The 15,340-nt window shown below is 62.7% G+C and carries 13 protein-coding genes; 2 read left to right on the forward strand and 11 right to left on the reverse strand.

The window, feature by feature from the left end; translation table 11 throughout:
- Positions 1 to 102: 102 nt before the first annotated feature.
- The 3 genes from ACODS0_RS16325 to ACODS0_RS16335 are packed head-to-tail and all read right to left on the reverse strand — an operon-like array spanning position 103 to position 5,311.
- The gene (locus tag ACODS0_RS16325; RefSeq protein ID WP_488836015.1) at positions 103 to 792 is read right to left on the reverse strand and encodes a glycosyltransferase family 2 protein; all 690 of its coding nucleotides are present in this window, start codon (positions 790 to 792) and stop codon (positions 103 to 105) included.
- The gene (locus ACODS0_RS16330) at positions 789 to 1,703 is read right to left on the reverse strand and encodes a UbiA family prenyltransferase (protein ID WP_228895340.1); all 915 of its coding nucleotides are present in this window, start codon (positions 1,701 to 1,703) and stop codon (positions 789 to 791) included. The genes ACODS0_RS16325 and ACODS0_RS16330 overlap by 4 nt, the downstream gene beginning before the upstream one ends.
- Complete coding sequence (locus ACODS0_RS16335; RefSeq protein ID WP_488836016.1) at positions 1,700 to 5,311, reverse strand: hypothetical protein; 3,612 nt, start codon at positions 5,309 to 5,311, stop codon at positions 1,700 to 1,702. The genes ACODS0_RS16330 and ACODS0_RS16335 overlap by 4 nt, the downstream gene beginning before the upstream one ends.
- A 598-nt stretch (positions 5,312 to 5,909) precedes the next feature.
- Between ACODS0_RS16335 and ACODS0_RS16340 the strand changes: the two genes are divergently transcribed.
- Positions 5,910 to 6,119 carry a hypothetical protein gene (locus ACODS0_RS16340; protein ID WP_055401919.1) on the forward strand — a complete coding sequence of 70 codons (210 nt, stop codon included), beginning with the start codon at positions 5,910 to 5,912 and terminating at the stop codon, positions 6,117 to 6,119.
- Between the two features lie 123 nt (positions 6,120 to 6,242).
- Complete coding sequence (rbp, locus tag ACODS0_RS16345; protein WP_055401895.1) at positions 6,243 to 6,593, forward strand: RNA-binding regulator; 351 nt, start codon at positions 6,243 to 6,245, stop codon at positions 6,591 to 6,593.
- A gap of 306 nt (positions 6,594 to 6,899) precedes the next feature.
- Here rbp and ACODS0_RS16350 read toward each other — a convergent pair whose 3' ends face one another.
- The 8 genes from ACODS0_RS16350 to ACODS0_RS16385 all read right to left on the reverse strand — a co-directional run bounded on the left by ACODS0_RS16350 (position 6,900) and on the right by ACODS0_RS16385 (position 15,185).
- Complete coding sequence (locus tag ACODS0_RS16350) at positions 6,900 to 8,522, reverse strand: PAS domain-containing protein (protein WP_488836017.1); 1,623 nt, start codon at positions 8,520 to 8,522, stop codon at positions 6,900 to 6,902.
- A gap of 309 nt (positions 8,523 to 8,831) precedes the next feature.
- Positions 8,832 to 10,970, reverse strand: coding sequence for a TonB-dependent receptor domain-containing protein (locus ACODS0_RS16355; protein WP_488836018.1), 2,139 nt, complete (start codon positions 10,968 to 10,970; stop codon positions 8,832 to 8,834).
- A 281-nt stretch (positions 10,971 to 11,251) separates the two neighbouring features.
- Positions 11,252 to 11,734 carry a hypothetical protein gene (locus ACODS0_RS16360; RefSeq protein ID WP_488836019.1) on the reverse strand — a complete coding sequence of 161 codons (483 nt, stop codon included), beginning with the start codon at positions 11,732 to 11,734 and terminating at the stop codon, positions 11,252 to 11,254.
- A gap of 46 nt (positions 11,735 to 11,780) precedes the next feature.
- Positions 11,781 to 12,386 carry a DUF3299 domain-containing protein gene (locus ACODS0_RS16365; protein WP_121420164.1) on the reverse strand — a complete coding sequence of 202 codons (606 nt, stop codon included), beginning with the start codon at positions 12,384 to 12,386 and terminating at the stop codon, positions 11,781 to 11,783.
- A gap of 147 nt (positions 12,387 to 12,533) precedes the next feature.
- Positions 12,534 to 12,785 (reverse strand): hypothetical protein, encoded by a 252-nt coding sequence (locus tag ACODS0_RS16370; protein ID WP_218301085.1) that lies wholly within the window; start codon positions 12,783 to 12,785, stop codon positions 12,534 to 12,536.
- 59 nt (positions 12,786 to 12,844) lie between these two features.
- A complete protein-coding gene (locus tag ACODS0_RS16375; RefSeq protein ID WP_488836020.1) occupies positions 12,845 to 14,083 on the reverse strand; it encodes an ABC transporter permease in 1,239 nt (412 codons plus the stop codon).
- A 2-nt stretch (positions 14,084 to 14,085) separates the two neighbouring features.
- Positions 14,086 to 14,763: an ABC transporter ATP-binding protein gene (locus ACODS0_RS16380; RefSeq protein WP_488836021.1), complete on the reverse strand. Its 678-nt coding sequence runs from the start codon at positions 14,761 to 14,763 to the stop codon at positions 14,086 to 14,088.
- A complete protein-coding gene (locus ACODS0_RS16385) occupies positions 14,760 to 15,185 on the reverse strand; it encodes a Fur family transcriptional regulator (protein WP_488836102.1) in 426 nt (141 codons plus the stop codon). Before ACODS0_RS16385 ends, ACODS0_RS16380 begins: the two co-directional genes overlap by 4 nt.
- Positions 15,186 to 15,340 lie beyond the last annotated feature (155 nt).

Here is a 15,340-nt window from a genome sequence, read left to right on the forward strand (position 1 = left end):
TTGCTGATGAGGACACGTATTACCGCGAGACAACAAGGGTTTATGGAAAGTAGGCTCATCCTGTCGGGCGCGAAGCGCTGATGTCCATATTGGCAAATAAAATTATCGAAAAATATTATATTTTATTATGCAGTAGAGGGCTCTGACCCCGTCTTTCCAGCCGATTTTCTTACCGTCTTCGTAAGTTCTTCCAAAATAGGAAATGCCCACCTCATAGATGCGGCAATTTAATTTTGAAACCTTGGCTACAATCTCCGGCTCAAATCCAAACCGATTTTCTTCAATGCGAATGGATTGAATTATTTCCCGCCGGAATGCCTTGTAGCAGGACTCCATGTCCGTCAGATTTAAATTGGTGAATACATTGGATGCCAACGTCAAGAACCCATTGCCTACGCGATGCCAGAAGTACAAGACGCGGTGGCAATTGCCACCAATGAAACGCGAACTGAACACTACATCGGCCCTGTTGGATAAAATAGGCTCTATTAAAATTGGATATTCATCGGGGTTGTATTCAAGATCGGCATCCTGAATGATGACGATATCCCCGGTGGCATGTAGGATGCCAGACCTGAGTGCCGCCCCCTTGCCCTGATTGGTTTCATGAAATACCAGTCTATCAATATTGCCAGCCAACTCATTCGCAAGTATCTCTCTGGTTCCATCTGTTGAAAAATCATCGACAACAATGATTTCTTTCTGCGGATAAGGCGCTGAACGCACTGCGTCCACAATAGACCGGATGGTTTGCTTTTCATTGAAGCAAGGAATGACAATCGTCAGCTTCATGGAAGAAGGTATATCCATTTTTGCGCCAATAGTACGGAAACAATCATGACAACGCCCATGCCCGCATATAGCGCACGATAGCGCGCCTGCAGGCTGCGTACACTCTCAAACGTCAGTCCTTCCCGCATCGCCTGGAGCATCCAGTAAAAATGCAGCGGATAAATCAACGCGACAAACATGGCCAGCACTTGCGGCACCGTTCCTCTCAGCGCCAGCAGGACCAACAGGGCGTCGGCCAGCGTGAACAGCACAAAACTAGCGATGAAGCTCCGCTTTTTGCCGAACTTCACTGCATTGGTTTGAATCCCGTTGCTTAGGTCGGCCTCGCAATCGCGAACCTCCTGCGTCAGGTGGCCCGCGCTGAAAATAGTGGCAAAGAACAATCCGATCTGCAGGCCATTCATGTCGGGGCTTCTGAATACTGAATAGCCCAGCAAAAAATGCAGCAACCCGCTGGCAACATGGAGCAGTGTGTTCGCAAGCGGGATGCCCTTCAGGTAAACATGCGGGATGGAGTAGAGCGCGCCTGCCACTGCGATCGACAGCGCAATAGCCAGCGTTGCCGCGTTCAGCTGGCTGAGGGTCATGAGGCTCAGCGCCAGCAGAATCAGCAACAAGGCCCCGATCTCATTGCGCCGAATACCGCGATTGATAAAAACCCCTGCGGCCCTGGTTGGGTCCCGAAGGTCCTGGTGCACTCCGGACCAATCGTTGAGCATGAAAATGTGGGCCACCAAAAAGGCGTTTCCTGCCATCAACAGCAACAGCATCGCCGCGCTCTGGTATGTGAAGTGGCCCATGGCAAAGACGGCGCCCAGCAAAGGCGCGCCCTGAAGCACCAGAACCTCGTCGAATCGAATGCACGACAACAGGCGCAGAACCCGCCGGGCTCCCTGGGGACGATCCATCATGGTGTTTTCGGGGCAGTCCGCCTGCCATCGGCTGCAGAGCTGCCGGTGTTGTTGTCAAAGCCGTTGCCGTTGTCGGCCAGAAGGCCCAGTCGCGCGCTTTCCAGGTACAGCCGCAGCCAGAGCGCATAGCCCACATCTTCCGACCAGTAGAACCTGCGCACCGAGGCGGTGAGATCGTTGTGGTACAGCAAGGGCGGGTTCAGCTTCACGGCGAAGAAGTCATTTTTTGACAGCTCTTGAAGCAGATGGATGATCTGGGTCGGCTCGGGCACCCTGCCCTTGCCGCCCTGGAGCCGCTGCAACATGTCGCTGGCGCGCAGCCAGATTTCCTGCCCTGGCAGGGCTGTTTGCGAACGCGAGGGCGGCAACTGCACATCGCAGCCCACAGCTTTCATGTCGGCCTGGCGCAAGACGGGTACCAGCGGTGCCCTGCGGTAGTAAACCCACACGCGGTCCTGGTCGATGGCTTGGCGAAGCGCGCCGCACAACATCTGGGCCGCTGGTGGGTCGGCCTGCGCCAGCCACATCAGCACATGCATCTGGATTGCCACGTCGGTAGGGTTCGGGTCGGAGCCTGGGTCGATGCACCGGTACTCATTGCGCTGGCCCAGCCAGGTGTTGTACAGGCCTTCGGCGGTACGGTACTGCATCAGCGCCGTCAGGGCCGCTGGCCGCAGTGCATCTGCACCGGGGGCCAGTCTCCACACCAGGGCGGTGTCGTCGGCATCGGGTGTGATGGGGCACAGCCCATGCGTGGTCATGGCGGCGCCATCCGGCCGGCCGTGGTAGCGCACGAGCCCACTGGCCTCGATCTGGCTGCGCAGATGGGTCCGGGCCCGGTCCAGGCTTCCCCCCAGCCCCACGGGGCCTGGTCTTGAACCGAGAACGTCCACCATCATCGAAGTGACGTAGGTGTTCATTTCCAGCTTCGGCTTCTCAAAACGCTCTTCGCTGGTGTACGCAGTGAGCCAGTAGCCATCGACCTGTTGCCTGCGGCTGATCAAACCCACAGCCTTGCGGGCGCTGTGCGCAAGCTCGCCATGGCGGGTGGCGTTGGGGGCTGGGTCCGCTTTGTCGGGCAAAGCTGGCCGCATCACGCCTGCGGTGGCTGCAGGTGCGGCAACCGGCCCTGGTTCGATGCGTATCTCGTGCAGGCCCATGACCAGATTGCGGGTATCGCCATTGGGCAGTGGCTTGATGGTGGCGGTATCCACCGCGAAGAAGCTGATGACGTTCCGCCCCACATGGAGGCGGGTGCGCGCCACCACCGAAGCCCTCCCGCGGAAGGTGTACTCGCCTTCCGCCGCAGGGACGCCGTCCTGCAGCACCATGACCCTCCGGTCGGGCGCAGTCAGGCCGTGCCCCGGGGATACCTCGAACCGGAGGTCCACGTCGTGGTCCTCGCGCGACCAGAGTGCGAACTCGATGCCCTCGGCATGCCCCTGCCCCATCCACAGGAAACCGCCCTCTCTGCCACCCAGGTTTTCAACAGGCCATGGCGTCTCCAGCAAGGCGGGATCGATACCCACCTTGGTTTTGAGACTGTCGGCGACCCTGATCAAGGGTGAACCCGACGGGACGGCCGTCGTCTGGAATGGCCTTTCGTTGGCCAATGTGGTGCCGCTCACTTCGAACAGACGCATGTGGGGTGTGTTGAGGGGGATGGACTTCAGTCCGGCCTGGGCGCTGAGCCACTTCACCATTTCGCGGGTATCGACGGTTGGAAACCACTCGAAGAACACCTGCTTGTCGTCCTGGATCAAGACGTGGGTGGCTTTTTCGGATGCGACCATCCGGCCCATTCTTTCTGGGTCAAAAGGCCCCGTGCCCCAGGGAATCACTGCATTGGAATAACGGGTTTCCGGGGAGAAGAGCGAATAGTCGCGGGCGTCCTGGTGCCCCACAAAAAGCACGCGGGAACCAGCCGGCAGCATGGACCCGACAATTTCTTCAAATGGCTCATTGATCAGCTTTTCCGAGGCGGGAGCTGCGATGGCCTGTACAGCGTCGTAAGCCAGAGCCCTCATCGGCTGGTATGCGGCATACGTGACCACCATCGCGATGAGCGCCTGGGCAAATTTCTTTATGGAGAGGTACGGCGCAACCAGCGCAATGCCAACGGGCAGCAGCAATGCATACGGGCCAATGAGAAATCGTGCAGGCACGTCGGACTGGGCCATCCACCGCGCGCCAAACAGGATTGCGCACAGCAATGGAATTGCCAAAAGCGTTTGTGCCGACAACGCCGTCAGCCTCACGTGCGGCCAGGTCGCGACCAGATTGCGAACCAGAAGGTACACAGCGATCAGCGACATGGGAATCCACAGCAACCCCCACAACGAAAACCGTGTGGAGTGCTCTGGCAGCGAGTACACGAAACTCCCCGGCCACGCGCCCTTGTTTTCGCCCGCCAAGGGTGCGCCAGCGCCAATGGAATAAATGAATTGGTTGGCGGCACTGCTGAAACGGGACCGCGTTTCGCTCGAAGCCGGAACGTCCGGCAGTTCCAGGAGCAAAAATACAAAACGTACCGCGTGCGTATAGATCACTTGCGGAGTGATGTCGGCCTGCACCACGCGCCGCACCTCCTGTGGCCCCAAGGGGTGGTGGTAGAGCGCCGTGTTGAATGCCAGGGGAACAAGCAGCGAACTCAAAACACCCGCACACACCCATCCTGCAGCCAGTGCCTTGAACCGCGCAATGCATGAAAACGGACTCGGCGCCCACCACACGATCAGCAGCAAGCTGGGAATCATCGACACTGGAAACGACCGGACATTGATGCTCAGTACCGTGAATGTCCCCAGGAAGAAATATTGGGCCTTCGATGCATCAGGCTGCGTGCAAATGGAAACCACCCAATAGGCAATACCCAGCAGGGTGACGATGGACCAGATTTCAGGCTTGAGCCCCACTGCACTGGATGCAACAAGAGGCGTAGAGACCAGAATCAACACGCCCACCAGAGCCACTGTCTGGCTCAATTTGAGTGCCCGCAATAAATAATATTGACCGATGGCTGCCAATGGAAACGCCAGCCAAAACACAATGCGGCCCATAGCTTCAGTTTTGGTGAACAGCACCGGCCACAGGAAGAATAACTCGCTCCCGAACGGAATCATCGTCTGTCGGATATTGTGCGTGTCAAACGGGAATACCGATTGATTTTGAATCCAGTAGATAACCCGCGAGGCGTGGTACATCCTGTCATCAAAGTTCTGGAGAGGCGCCACGGCCTGCCCTACCAACGACATCCAGAGGACTCCGCAAATCGCCATCAGCGTTATCACTCCCCACTGCGATAATCCCCGCGCGAACGCTGCAAGCCTTGTGCGCTGCGCACTCCATATCCCCAGAAAGCCCCGAAGCGTGGGCCACCCCATTTCGCGTGTCAACCGCAAAGTGGCAATGCAAAAAAGCAGCTGGACCAGCATCCACGCAGCCGGATTCAATGCTTGAACCAACGAAGTCAGGCTTGCAATTGCACCCACCTGCAGCATTGTGCTGGCGATGAAAATCCAGAAACTATCGGCAGAAGAATTGGCAAAGCGTGAAGCCCATCGCTGTGAGGACCAGACGATCAACAACAAGGAAACGGAGAAAATCATTGATTTTATAAAATATTCACATCAATTCACATTGACAACACAAACATCAATTAATTTTATTGATTTTCTATCACAAATTGTTACTTCTGCAAATATACCATGCAGCTCACTAGAAGCCATTTTCTGGGGGTGAAACGCTCGGCACGCGTACTCTAAAAGCCAAGCGGTCCTGGCGAAACAAGCCTGTACGCGGCAGGCAAAAGTCACCCCCTTGCTCAGCCTGATCCTGCAGCATGAGCAGAGTTGCGGCCCTTGCTGGGGCCTGATCGAGGGCCGAGCAACCGAAGGGATGGGGCCGTGTGGGGCGCCGACGCAATCCAGCAAGAGCGCCTTTTAAAACCAAAAATAATATTAAACTGCAGATACATGCAAATTGCTGTATACTCCGTGTCGTTGCAGTCACGGCTCTTGACGCGTGCAGTCACCGCAACGCCTGCTCAGGGTGGCAATCCGCCCCAGGCAAGCCGCCTTTTGCAACCTTTTGTGGTTGCCCATTGGGTCTGTAGAGCTGCAGCCCACTGCGTCCCTTGATGCTCACGCAGGTCGATTTCCACGCCTGCGATCCTGATTGATCCAGATTTCACAGACCGCCATTTCCATGGGCAAGTACGTCGTTTCGCCCACGACACATCCGACCGACTGCGGCCGCTTCCGCGCCTCCTTCTCGGTCCATCGTTCTCAGGGCAACGGCAGCTACTGCCGCGTGTTCCGTTTTGACAAAGCCTTTGCCTCGCGCGAAGCCGCCCGGCTCTTTGCAGTCACCCAGGGCTGGCTGCAAACGTGCATGCCGCACCCCCCAACGTGCTGATGACCTGATCTACGACCTGCAGATCCCATCCACCCATCCTAGTTGCTGCGGACACTCGATCCGCACAGCTGCATCCCAACGGTACGCCCTTCGTTGCGCACCACATTTCAGAAAGGCTCAACCATGAGCAGCAAAATCTACGTGGGCAACCTGCCCTACTCCGTGACTGATTCCACCCTGGAAAGCAACTTTTCCGAATTCGGCCGGGTCTCCTCCGCCAAGGTCATGATGGACCGCGAAACCGGCCGCTCCAAGGGCTTCGGCTTTGTGGAAATGGCCTCCGCCGAAGTCGCCCAGGCCGCCATCAGCGCCCTGCACGGCATGTCCGTTGACGGCCGCTCGATCGTCGTGAACCTGGCCCGTCCTCGTGAAGAGGGTGGCGGCGCCGGTGGCTACAAGGCCGGCGGCTACAGTGCGAGCACACGCTCGGACGTTGGCTACGGCACGGGTGGCTTCGGCGGCGGTCGTTACTGATCGAGGCAACCCTCTGTGAAAAACCGGCTCTGAGGAGCCGGTTTTTTTTCGCCTCGCATCCATAGGATACGCAGGGTTTCAGTTGCTATCAATAAAGTAGCTGCTTGCGCTTGATGGCTAAGCGCACAAGTCCGAAAACATGTTCGATTGCCAGCATCCAATGGAGGCATCAGGCATCAGGCAGCAATCACCCCCTGGTCCCAGGCAAAAGCGCACTGGAAGCACCCCAGCAAAACCACCGAAAACCAGAAGGGGACGAGGAAGGCAAGCCATGCGACGCTCGCAGGCAATTGCCCCTGGCACGCCTTACTGAAACACGCAAACGCCCAATGACTGACTTTTGGCCCGGTACATGGCGGTGTCTGCAGCGCGCAGGTAGTCGTCGACCGTCGCCAGCCTGGATGCGCTGCTGGCCAATCCGATGCTCGCACCACTGATCACGGTGTGCCTGCCAATGACGTAAGGTACCTCCAGGGCGGCGGCAATCTGCTCCGCGCGTTGGCGGGCTTCAGCGGGATCGATGGACTCCAACAGCACATTGAACTCGTCGCCACCCATGCGGGCGACCAGATCGACAGCCCGCACGCAGGATTCGAGCCGCCGCGCCACCTGTTGCAAGAGCTGGTCGCCCACATGGTGCCCGTAGCTGTCATTGACGGCCTTGAACCCGTTGAGATCCAGCAGCAGCACGGCGAACATCGTGGCTCCATCGCGTATCGGAACGCCACCTCCATTCACCACCTCGTTCTGGTGCAGCGCGATGAGTTGCGCGAGGCGATCGCGGAACAACGGCCGGCCGGGCAAGTTGGTCAGCGCATCGTAGGAACTGCCACGCTCGGCCAGATCGCTCAACGATCCCGCCATGCGCACGGGAACACCCTCTTCGAACTCGGCGAGCCCGCGCCAATTGACCCACACCAGCCGCCCTGCTCCGTGGAACGCGCGGAAGTCCACCGAAAAGTTCGGGCTGTTTCCCGATAGGTGCCTGCGGTAGGCCTCCTGCACGCGCTCGCGATCCTCGGTATCGATGAGCTGCTCCAAAAAGCGCCAGCCTCCGTCATGCACAAGATCGGCGCTACCCAGTCCGACGATCTGGAGAAAACGCCCGGACACATGCAGCGCGTCCGTTCGCAAGTCCCAGTACCAGATGCCGTCATTGGATCCCCGCGTCGCCAGCGAATAGCGGTTTTCGGAGCGCAACAACTCGAGTTCGGTGTTCTTCTGCTGGGTCACGTCGATCATCAGGCCGATCATGCGGTTCGGCCGCCCCGGCTCGACCACCGCGCGGCACAGATCGCGCACCCACACGACCTTGCCGGACTTGGCAATCAGCCGATAGCTCATCTCGTAGGCATGGCTGTGCGTGGCGTTGTAAGCGGCATCGTCGATGCGCAGGGCCTCCTCCAGATCGTCGGGGTGTACATGCGCCCGCCAGAAGCCCGGGTCAGCCCGCCACTCCTCCACGGAGTAACCGAACAAGCGCTCGACCTGCGGGCTCAGGAAGGTATTGCCCACGCCGATTTCAGCTTCCCACACCACGCCATCAATGGTTTCCAGCAAGCGCAGAAAGCGCTGGCGAACTTCCACCAGCACCTGCTCGGTGACCTCGGTGATCTCGATCAGGACACCCTGGCGGCTGATCACCCGGTCCGCCGCATCCGTCTCCGGGTGGAGCTGCAGACGCACCCAGCGATAGTCCGCGTCGGCAAAGCGCAAGCGGAACACCGGCATGCCCGAGCGCATGGTGCCGATGTCGTCGGGATGCACGAACTCCAGCAAAGACCTGCCAAGCGCCGCCGCCACCGAATGGCCGGTGAGCTTGTGCCACGCCGGGTTCAGATAGGTGATCTCCCACAGCGCATCGGTTTGCACCACCGCCTCAGGAAGCAGTTGCAACAGGTTTGCGGACGGCGTGGGAGTGGTGGGCATGCAGGGCTATTGCAAATGGGTCAGATTCATGCGCGGCCGCGCCGAACAAGTCCTTCGCGCGTCGCGCAACCCTGCGTTGGGCGGCCTGCTGCGGAGCCAATCCCATTTCCGAATCGGGTGCGCGCCATCACCGGGACTGAGGCAGCGTCGCCTTGACGGATCGAAAAATCAACCACGTCAAAGCGAGTATGGCATGCATCCAAGTCACCTTTGGACTCGGTGGTTTGGGTGGTTTGGGGCCGCCAGATGTGCGAGCCAGCAACGCCGTCCTCCGTCGCTGGCTCGCTCACATCACGACGGCTTCACCCGTCAGAACGCCACCTTCACCCCCACCGTCAGATTGCGGCCCATCAACGGCGCGGCATTCTTGATGAACGAGGTGTGCGCATACGCCAGGCGGTCCGTCAGGTTGTTCGCCTTCAGGTACACCTGCCACGGTGTGCCGGTGCTGAACTGGCCGTTGTAGCTGACGCCCAGGTTCAGCATGCCGTAGCCGGGAGTGGCGGTTTCAAACTCGGCCACGCGGTTCTGGCGGGCCACCTGGACCCATTCGACCTGGCCTTCCCAGGCTTGCCAGTTGGCGTCCAGGCGGATGCCCGCGCGGGTGGCGGGGATGCGCGGTAGGCGGCCGCCGCCTGCGTCGAGCGTGGCGCGCACGGTGTCGCCGAACAGCGTGATACCCAGGTTGCGGTACAGGCGCTGGCGCACCTGGCCTTCGATGCCGGTGAAGGTGGCGTCGGCCTGGCTGTATTGCAGCAGTTGCAGGCCATCGACTTCATCGAGCGTGCGGCCGTAGATATAGTTGTTGATGCGGTTGCGGAAGATGCTCACACCAAAGGTGGTGTCGCCGCTGGTCTTCTTCAGGCTCACGTCGATGTTCTGCGAGATCTCGGACTTCAGGTCGGCGTTGCCACGCTCATACGTGCTGGTGGCCATGTGCAGGCCCTTGGCATACAGCTCTTCGGCCGACGGGGCGCGGCTGGCGCGGGTGAACGAGGTGCCCACCTGGTAGCCGGGCGTGAACTTCCACACCGCGCCCAGCGATGCCGAGGTGCCGTTGTGGCTGCGTTCGATGCCGCTGGTTTGCGCTTCGGCCGTCTGGCGGTCGTGGCGCAGGGCGGCTTCGAAGCGCCAGTCGCCCAGGCGGTATTCCTCCAGCGCGAAGAAGCCCAGCTTGCGGGTGATGGTGGGCTCCACGTAGGCCTCTTCGCCGTCGGCGCTGAACTTGCGCTGCGAGGTCTGCAGGCCGATCAGGCCCTTGAAGCCTGAAATGGGCTCGTGCTGCAGCTCGATGCGGGTGTCGTAGGCCTTGTTCTTGAAGGTGGTGCTGATGGCGCCGTCTTCGACTTCGTCGTGCACGTAATCCGTCACGCCCGCGCGCAGGCGCAAGGCCGAGAAGCCGGCGAAGGGGTTGCGCAGCTCGCCGCGGATGTCGAAGCGTTCGCTGCGCAGGTCCACCACAGGCACGTCGCCATGTTCTTCGGCGCCGTGGTCGTGGCCGTCTTCCTCCTCTTCGTGGGCGCCGCAGTGCAGGTGGTCGCCGTGCGTGTGGCAGCCTTCAAAGCTGTGGTTGTGGCCCGGCAGGCCGTATTTGGCGGTCTGGCGGGTGTAGGCGGCGCCCAGGTAGCCGCGCTCGCCCACCCACGACAGGCCCACGCTGCCGGTGTCGGTGCGGTTGAAGCTGCCCAGCACCTTGCGGGTGGGTTCGCCCTCGGGCGCCCAGCCCTTGCCCACGCGGTAGTCGCCCGCATCGCGCGCCACGCCTTCCACATGCACGGCCAGGTTGCCAGCGCCGCCGGTCAGCGAGAAGGCTCCTGCTTTTTCACCCGCGCCGGAGTTGGCGCGCAGCTCGGCGCTGCCCTCGTAGCCCTTTTGCGGGATGGCGGTGGGGATCTTGCCGTCGAGCACATTGACCACGCCGCCCACGGCGCCGTTGCCGTAGACCAGGGCCGAGGGGCCGCGCAGCACTTCGATCTGTGTGGCCAGCAGTGGCTCGGATACCACGGCGTGGTCGGGGCTGATGGTGGAGGCGTCGTGCAGCTCGGCGCCGTCGCTCAGCACCTTGACGCGCGGGCCGTCCATACCGCGAATGATGGGACGGCTGGCGCCTGCGCCGAAGTGGCTGCTGGTGATGCCGGGCTCGCTGTTCAGCGTTTCGCCCAGGGTGGCCTCACGGCGGCGCACGAGTTCATCGCCTTCCAGCACGGTGACCGGCGTGGTCATCTCATTGGCGCCCAGTTGCAGGCCGCTGGCCGAGACGGTGACGGCGGGCAGGCTGGCGGGGGCCGCAGCGCTGTTATCGGCAGGTGCTGCCACCGGCGCGGTCTGCGCGTGCGCCACGCCGGTGCCCGTCAGCGCCAGCATGGCGGCCAGGGCCACGGGGTGGAGGGTGGGACGGGCGCGAAGAACAGCAACGGGGCGGCGAGGTTGGGATGTGGTGTGGGTCATGGTGCGGTGTGGCAATGGGTGCTTGAACGTGTGCGGGAACCCATGCGCAGGGGCGTGGTGCATGCACCGGTGCTGGCGGGGCCGGCACGCAGACACATGGCTTCCACGCCCTGGGCATGAAAATTTGACTAAAAATGGCCGCTAGCGCTTGTCTATCAAGCGCGAGCTGCTATGGAATCAGGAGTAAAAGGGCAAAGCGCGATAGCGCAGCCCTGCAAGGCCGGGCAAGGTGTTGGCGGCCCGGCCCGCGATGCGGTGGGCGCGTAGGCGATTTGTTGCGGTCAGGCCGTGGGCGGGCCACGCGCCTGGAACAGCGCAACGTGCGGGGCCGTAGAGCGCCCGGCATGTTGTACCGGCGGTGCCTGCGCGGGCACCAGGGTGGGCAGCGCCGAGGGGGCGCTGTGCAGGGCATCGCCCAGCGCGAGCTGGTCGAGCAAAAGGCAGTCCACGGCCGCGTGGGGGGCCAGGAGCAGTGATAGCAGCCCGTGGGTGTGGTCTGCCTCGGTGGACGGGGCCGCGTCCTCATCCGCTGCCAGCGAAGCGGCTGCGAGCCTGTGGTGTGCGTCGGCTTGTTGCGCAGCTTGCACCGCGTGACCCGCGCGCATCTGCTCCAGCGCCCCCGCATGCTCCACTTGGTGCAGGCGCCCCAGCGTGGGCACCACCACCAGCGCCAGCAGCAGCCACGCCAGGGCGGCCTGCGCGGGCAGTTGCTGGCGCAGGCGGCGCCACAGGGCGGCCAGTGGGGTTGGAAACAACGGGGTCACAAGAGGAACAAGGAAGGCAGCGGGATCGGGGAAAAAGGCGGAGGAATTACTTCACGGGCACCGCGTCCACCACGCGGTAGTACAGGCCATATTGGTCGTTGGGGAGCACGGTGAACTTGCCCTCCACCACCACCGGTTCCAGCGAATAGCGCACGGGCGTCTTGGCCTTGACCTCGACCATGCTCTCTGGCCCGCCCGGCGTGCAGAACGAGCAGGTCATTGGCACGGAGGTAAGTAGAAAGTGGGTCTGCGTGGGCTTGGCATCCAGCGGCACCATGAAGCCCTGGATGCGCTGCGTGGTCTTGTCCATGCCCTTTTGCGCGTCGTTGAACACGGGCAGGATGCCGTCCTTGGTGGTCTTTTTGGTCAGGTCGGTCAGCACGGACCACGGCACCACGTCATTGCGCTGGGGCAGCGGCGCAATGGGGCTGTTGGGGCTGTGGTAGCCCGCCCCGCTGCCCGACGCAACGCCCGATGGCATGGCGGTGCCCGCGCCCGCAGGCAAAGGAGACGAGAGCGCGGGTGCGGTGGTGGGCGCGGCACCGGGCGTTTTTCCGGTCGCGCGTTCAAATTCCCCCGGCGCTGGTTTGCCCGTGGGCGCAGCGGTCGGCGACTGTGCGAGTACGGCCCCAGTCCAGGCCAGCACCACCATCGCACAGGCGCGCCGGGCAGTGCGGGTGCGGCTGGCTCCGGCATCGGGTTGTGCAGCTGGATGACGGTGAGCGGGGTGGATTGCCATGGCGGGAAACCTGATCTGTAGCGTTTTCAGAAATGGTAGCGGGCCTGGAGGCCCATCGCCTCAGTGCGCGTGCTTCATGCCGCAGTATTTGCCAATCGCCAGACCCTTGCAGGCAGCCTGGAGTTCCTTCTGGCAGACGTCCTCGCCCTTGCCGGATTCGAGGCACTTGGCGGCGGCCTCGTGGGCGGCGGCCATGGCGCGGTGGCGGGCGATGTCTTCTTTGGTCTCTTTGTCGTTGTGGGCCTGGGCGTGCGCCAGGGCGCCGACGAGCAGCATGGGGGCCAGGGCGAGTGCGGTGAGGAGCTTTTTCATGGAAGGCCTTTCAGATTGGTTGGGGGACGGTTTTTAGAGGACAGAACTCGATGGCTGCATCAGGGCTGGCTTAACAGGTCGGCCACGTCCGTGCGGTACGCCTGCATGGCGGGCAGCAGCGCCGCCAGCGCCGCCACACCGGCGGCCATCAGCGGCACACCCGCTTCGGCGGGCAGCCAGATGAGGCCGGTGACAGGCAGCAGCCCCTGCGCCTGCAGTGCCCAGCCCAGGCCATGGGCCAGGCCGTGGCCCAGCAGCAGGCCCAGAACAGACGCCATCGCGGCCAGCCACAGGGCCTCCCACAGCACCAGCCCCGCCACGCGGCCCGGCGGTGCGCCCAGCATGCGCAGCATGGCCAGATCGGCACGGCGCTCGCGCACGGCGTTCCACAGGGCAATGAACACACTCAAAGCAGCCACGGCGAGCAGCACGCCGCCAAAGGCACGCAGCACATCGGCGCCCACGCCCAGCAGGCGCAGCAGGCGTGTGACTTCAATGGCCGGTGCCGCCGCCTGCATGGAGGTGTCACTGTTGATCTGGCGCGGCAGCGTGATGGCGGCCATGGGCGTGCGGTAGCGCACCAGGGCCACGGTCACTTCGCGCTCTTCCTTCATGATCTCCAGGTCTTCGGCATCGTTGGCCGTGGCCGTTTCGTGCACCATCCAAACGGATTCGGTGCTGGTCAGAATCAGCCGGTCGAGCACGCAGCCGCAGGGCGCCAGCACGCCGCTCACGCGGTAGGGGTGATCGCCGTGTGCATGCCCTCCTCCCCCCAGCCCATGGCTGCCCACGAATGTGGCGCCCACCAACGGTGCACCACCATGGTCGGCTTTGACGATGCTGCGGGCGACCGTGGCGCCCAGCACCGCGTCCATGGGCTGCTGCCACAGCGCGCCCTTGGCAAACTGGACTTCATAGTGCAGCAGATAGTCGGGCGTGGTGCCCACGATGCGAAAGCCCTGGTAGCTGTCGCCCAGGCTCAGCGGTATGACCTGCGCCACCAGCGGGTTCTTCTGCAGCGCCTGCACTTCTTGCAGGGGGATGTTGCCCGTGGGTACGTCGATGTGGAACACGCCCGCCAGGATGAGCTGCAGCGGGCTGCCCTTGGCGCCCACTACCAGGTCGATGCCGCTCAGATCACGCTCAAACGCCTTGTCGAGCTGCGTGGCCACCAGCAGCACCAGCGTGATGGCGGCCAGGCCGAGCGTCAGCACCAGCAGGTTCAGCACAGCCGCCAAAGGCCGGGACCACAGGTAGCGCCATGACAGGCGCGCCAGTTTGAAGACTCCTGAATTCATAGCTACTCGCGCTTATCCATCAAGCGCTGGGCGCCGATTTCATTCAAATCCAGCGTTTGCACACCGGCCAGGGCTTGGACCACACGCTGGTCGTGCGTGGCAATCACCAGGCTGGCATCGCAGGCGGCGGCGCTGTGCTGCAGCAGCGCCAGCGCGTCTGCGGCGGCCTCGTCGTCCAGGCTGGCCGTGGGCTCGTCGGCCAGCAGCACCTGCGGCGCCAGCAGCACGGCCCGCGCCAGCGCCACGCGCTGCGCCTGCCCGCCCGAAAGCTGGTGCGGCTTGCGGTCGGCCAGCTCGGCCACCCCCACCTGCGCCAGCGCACGCGTGATGGCGGCATCGTCGCGTGGCAGCCCGGCCGCAAAGTAGACCAGCGCCAGGTTGTCGGCCACCGTGAGCGCGCTGCTGAGGTAGAGCTTTTGCGGCAAAAAGCCAATGCTGCGCGCGCGCCAGGCATCAATCTCGGCCCCGCGCTGCGTGCCCAGCTGCGTGCCCGCCACAAACAGGTCGCCCCCGCTGGCTCCGCGCAGCCCGGCCATCAGCGCCAGCCAGGTGGACTTGCCCGAGCCCGAGCGCCCGCGCAGCAACAAGGTGCCGCCCTGGCGCAGGTCCACATCGGGGAAGCGCAGCGGCGCGGCGCCGCCCGTGGCATAGGTGTAGGAAAGGCCTCGTGTGCGGATCATGCGGCAGCGCCCTCGGCCGGGTGGGCGCAGTCTGCACAGCGCCCGTGGACCGCGATGTCCACCGCCAAGCTCTCATGCCCGGCCGTGGCCAGCGCCTGCAGCACCTGCTTGAGGGCGGTCTGCACCTTGGCCGATCCCTGCGAGAGGCGGAACTGGCGGTGGCAATCGTCGCATTCGAATCTGGGGGCTGCGCCCTCTTCGCCTTGGGGGGCCAGTGCATACCGGGTCACGCGGGCAGCGTCCACCTGCTTGTGCAGCAGGCCAGCAGCGGCAAAGCGGTCGAGCATGCGGTAGACCGTGACCTTGTTGACTGCTGCCCCCGCTGCGGCCAGCGCCGCCTCCACCTCGGGCTCGGACAGGGCCGTGTCCGGGCGGGCCTCGTACAGTGCCGCCAAGGCCCGCGTGGCGCGGGTGGCGCGCATGCCCTCGGGCAAGACCCAGGCACGGTGGGGCGGCAATGCGGCGGCTGGGGGCTGGGAGGTGGGCATGGCTCAGGAGCGGGAAATAGGAGTGCTTGCAATAACGCAAACGGATTGCATTATGCCGATGCTTGCCGTACCCACGGGGCAATCTCCCC

Source organism: Acidovorax sp. FG60 (genome assembly GCF_057808995.1).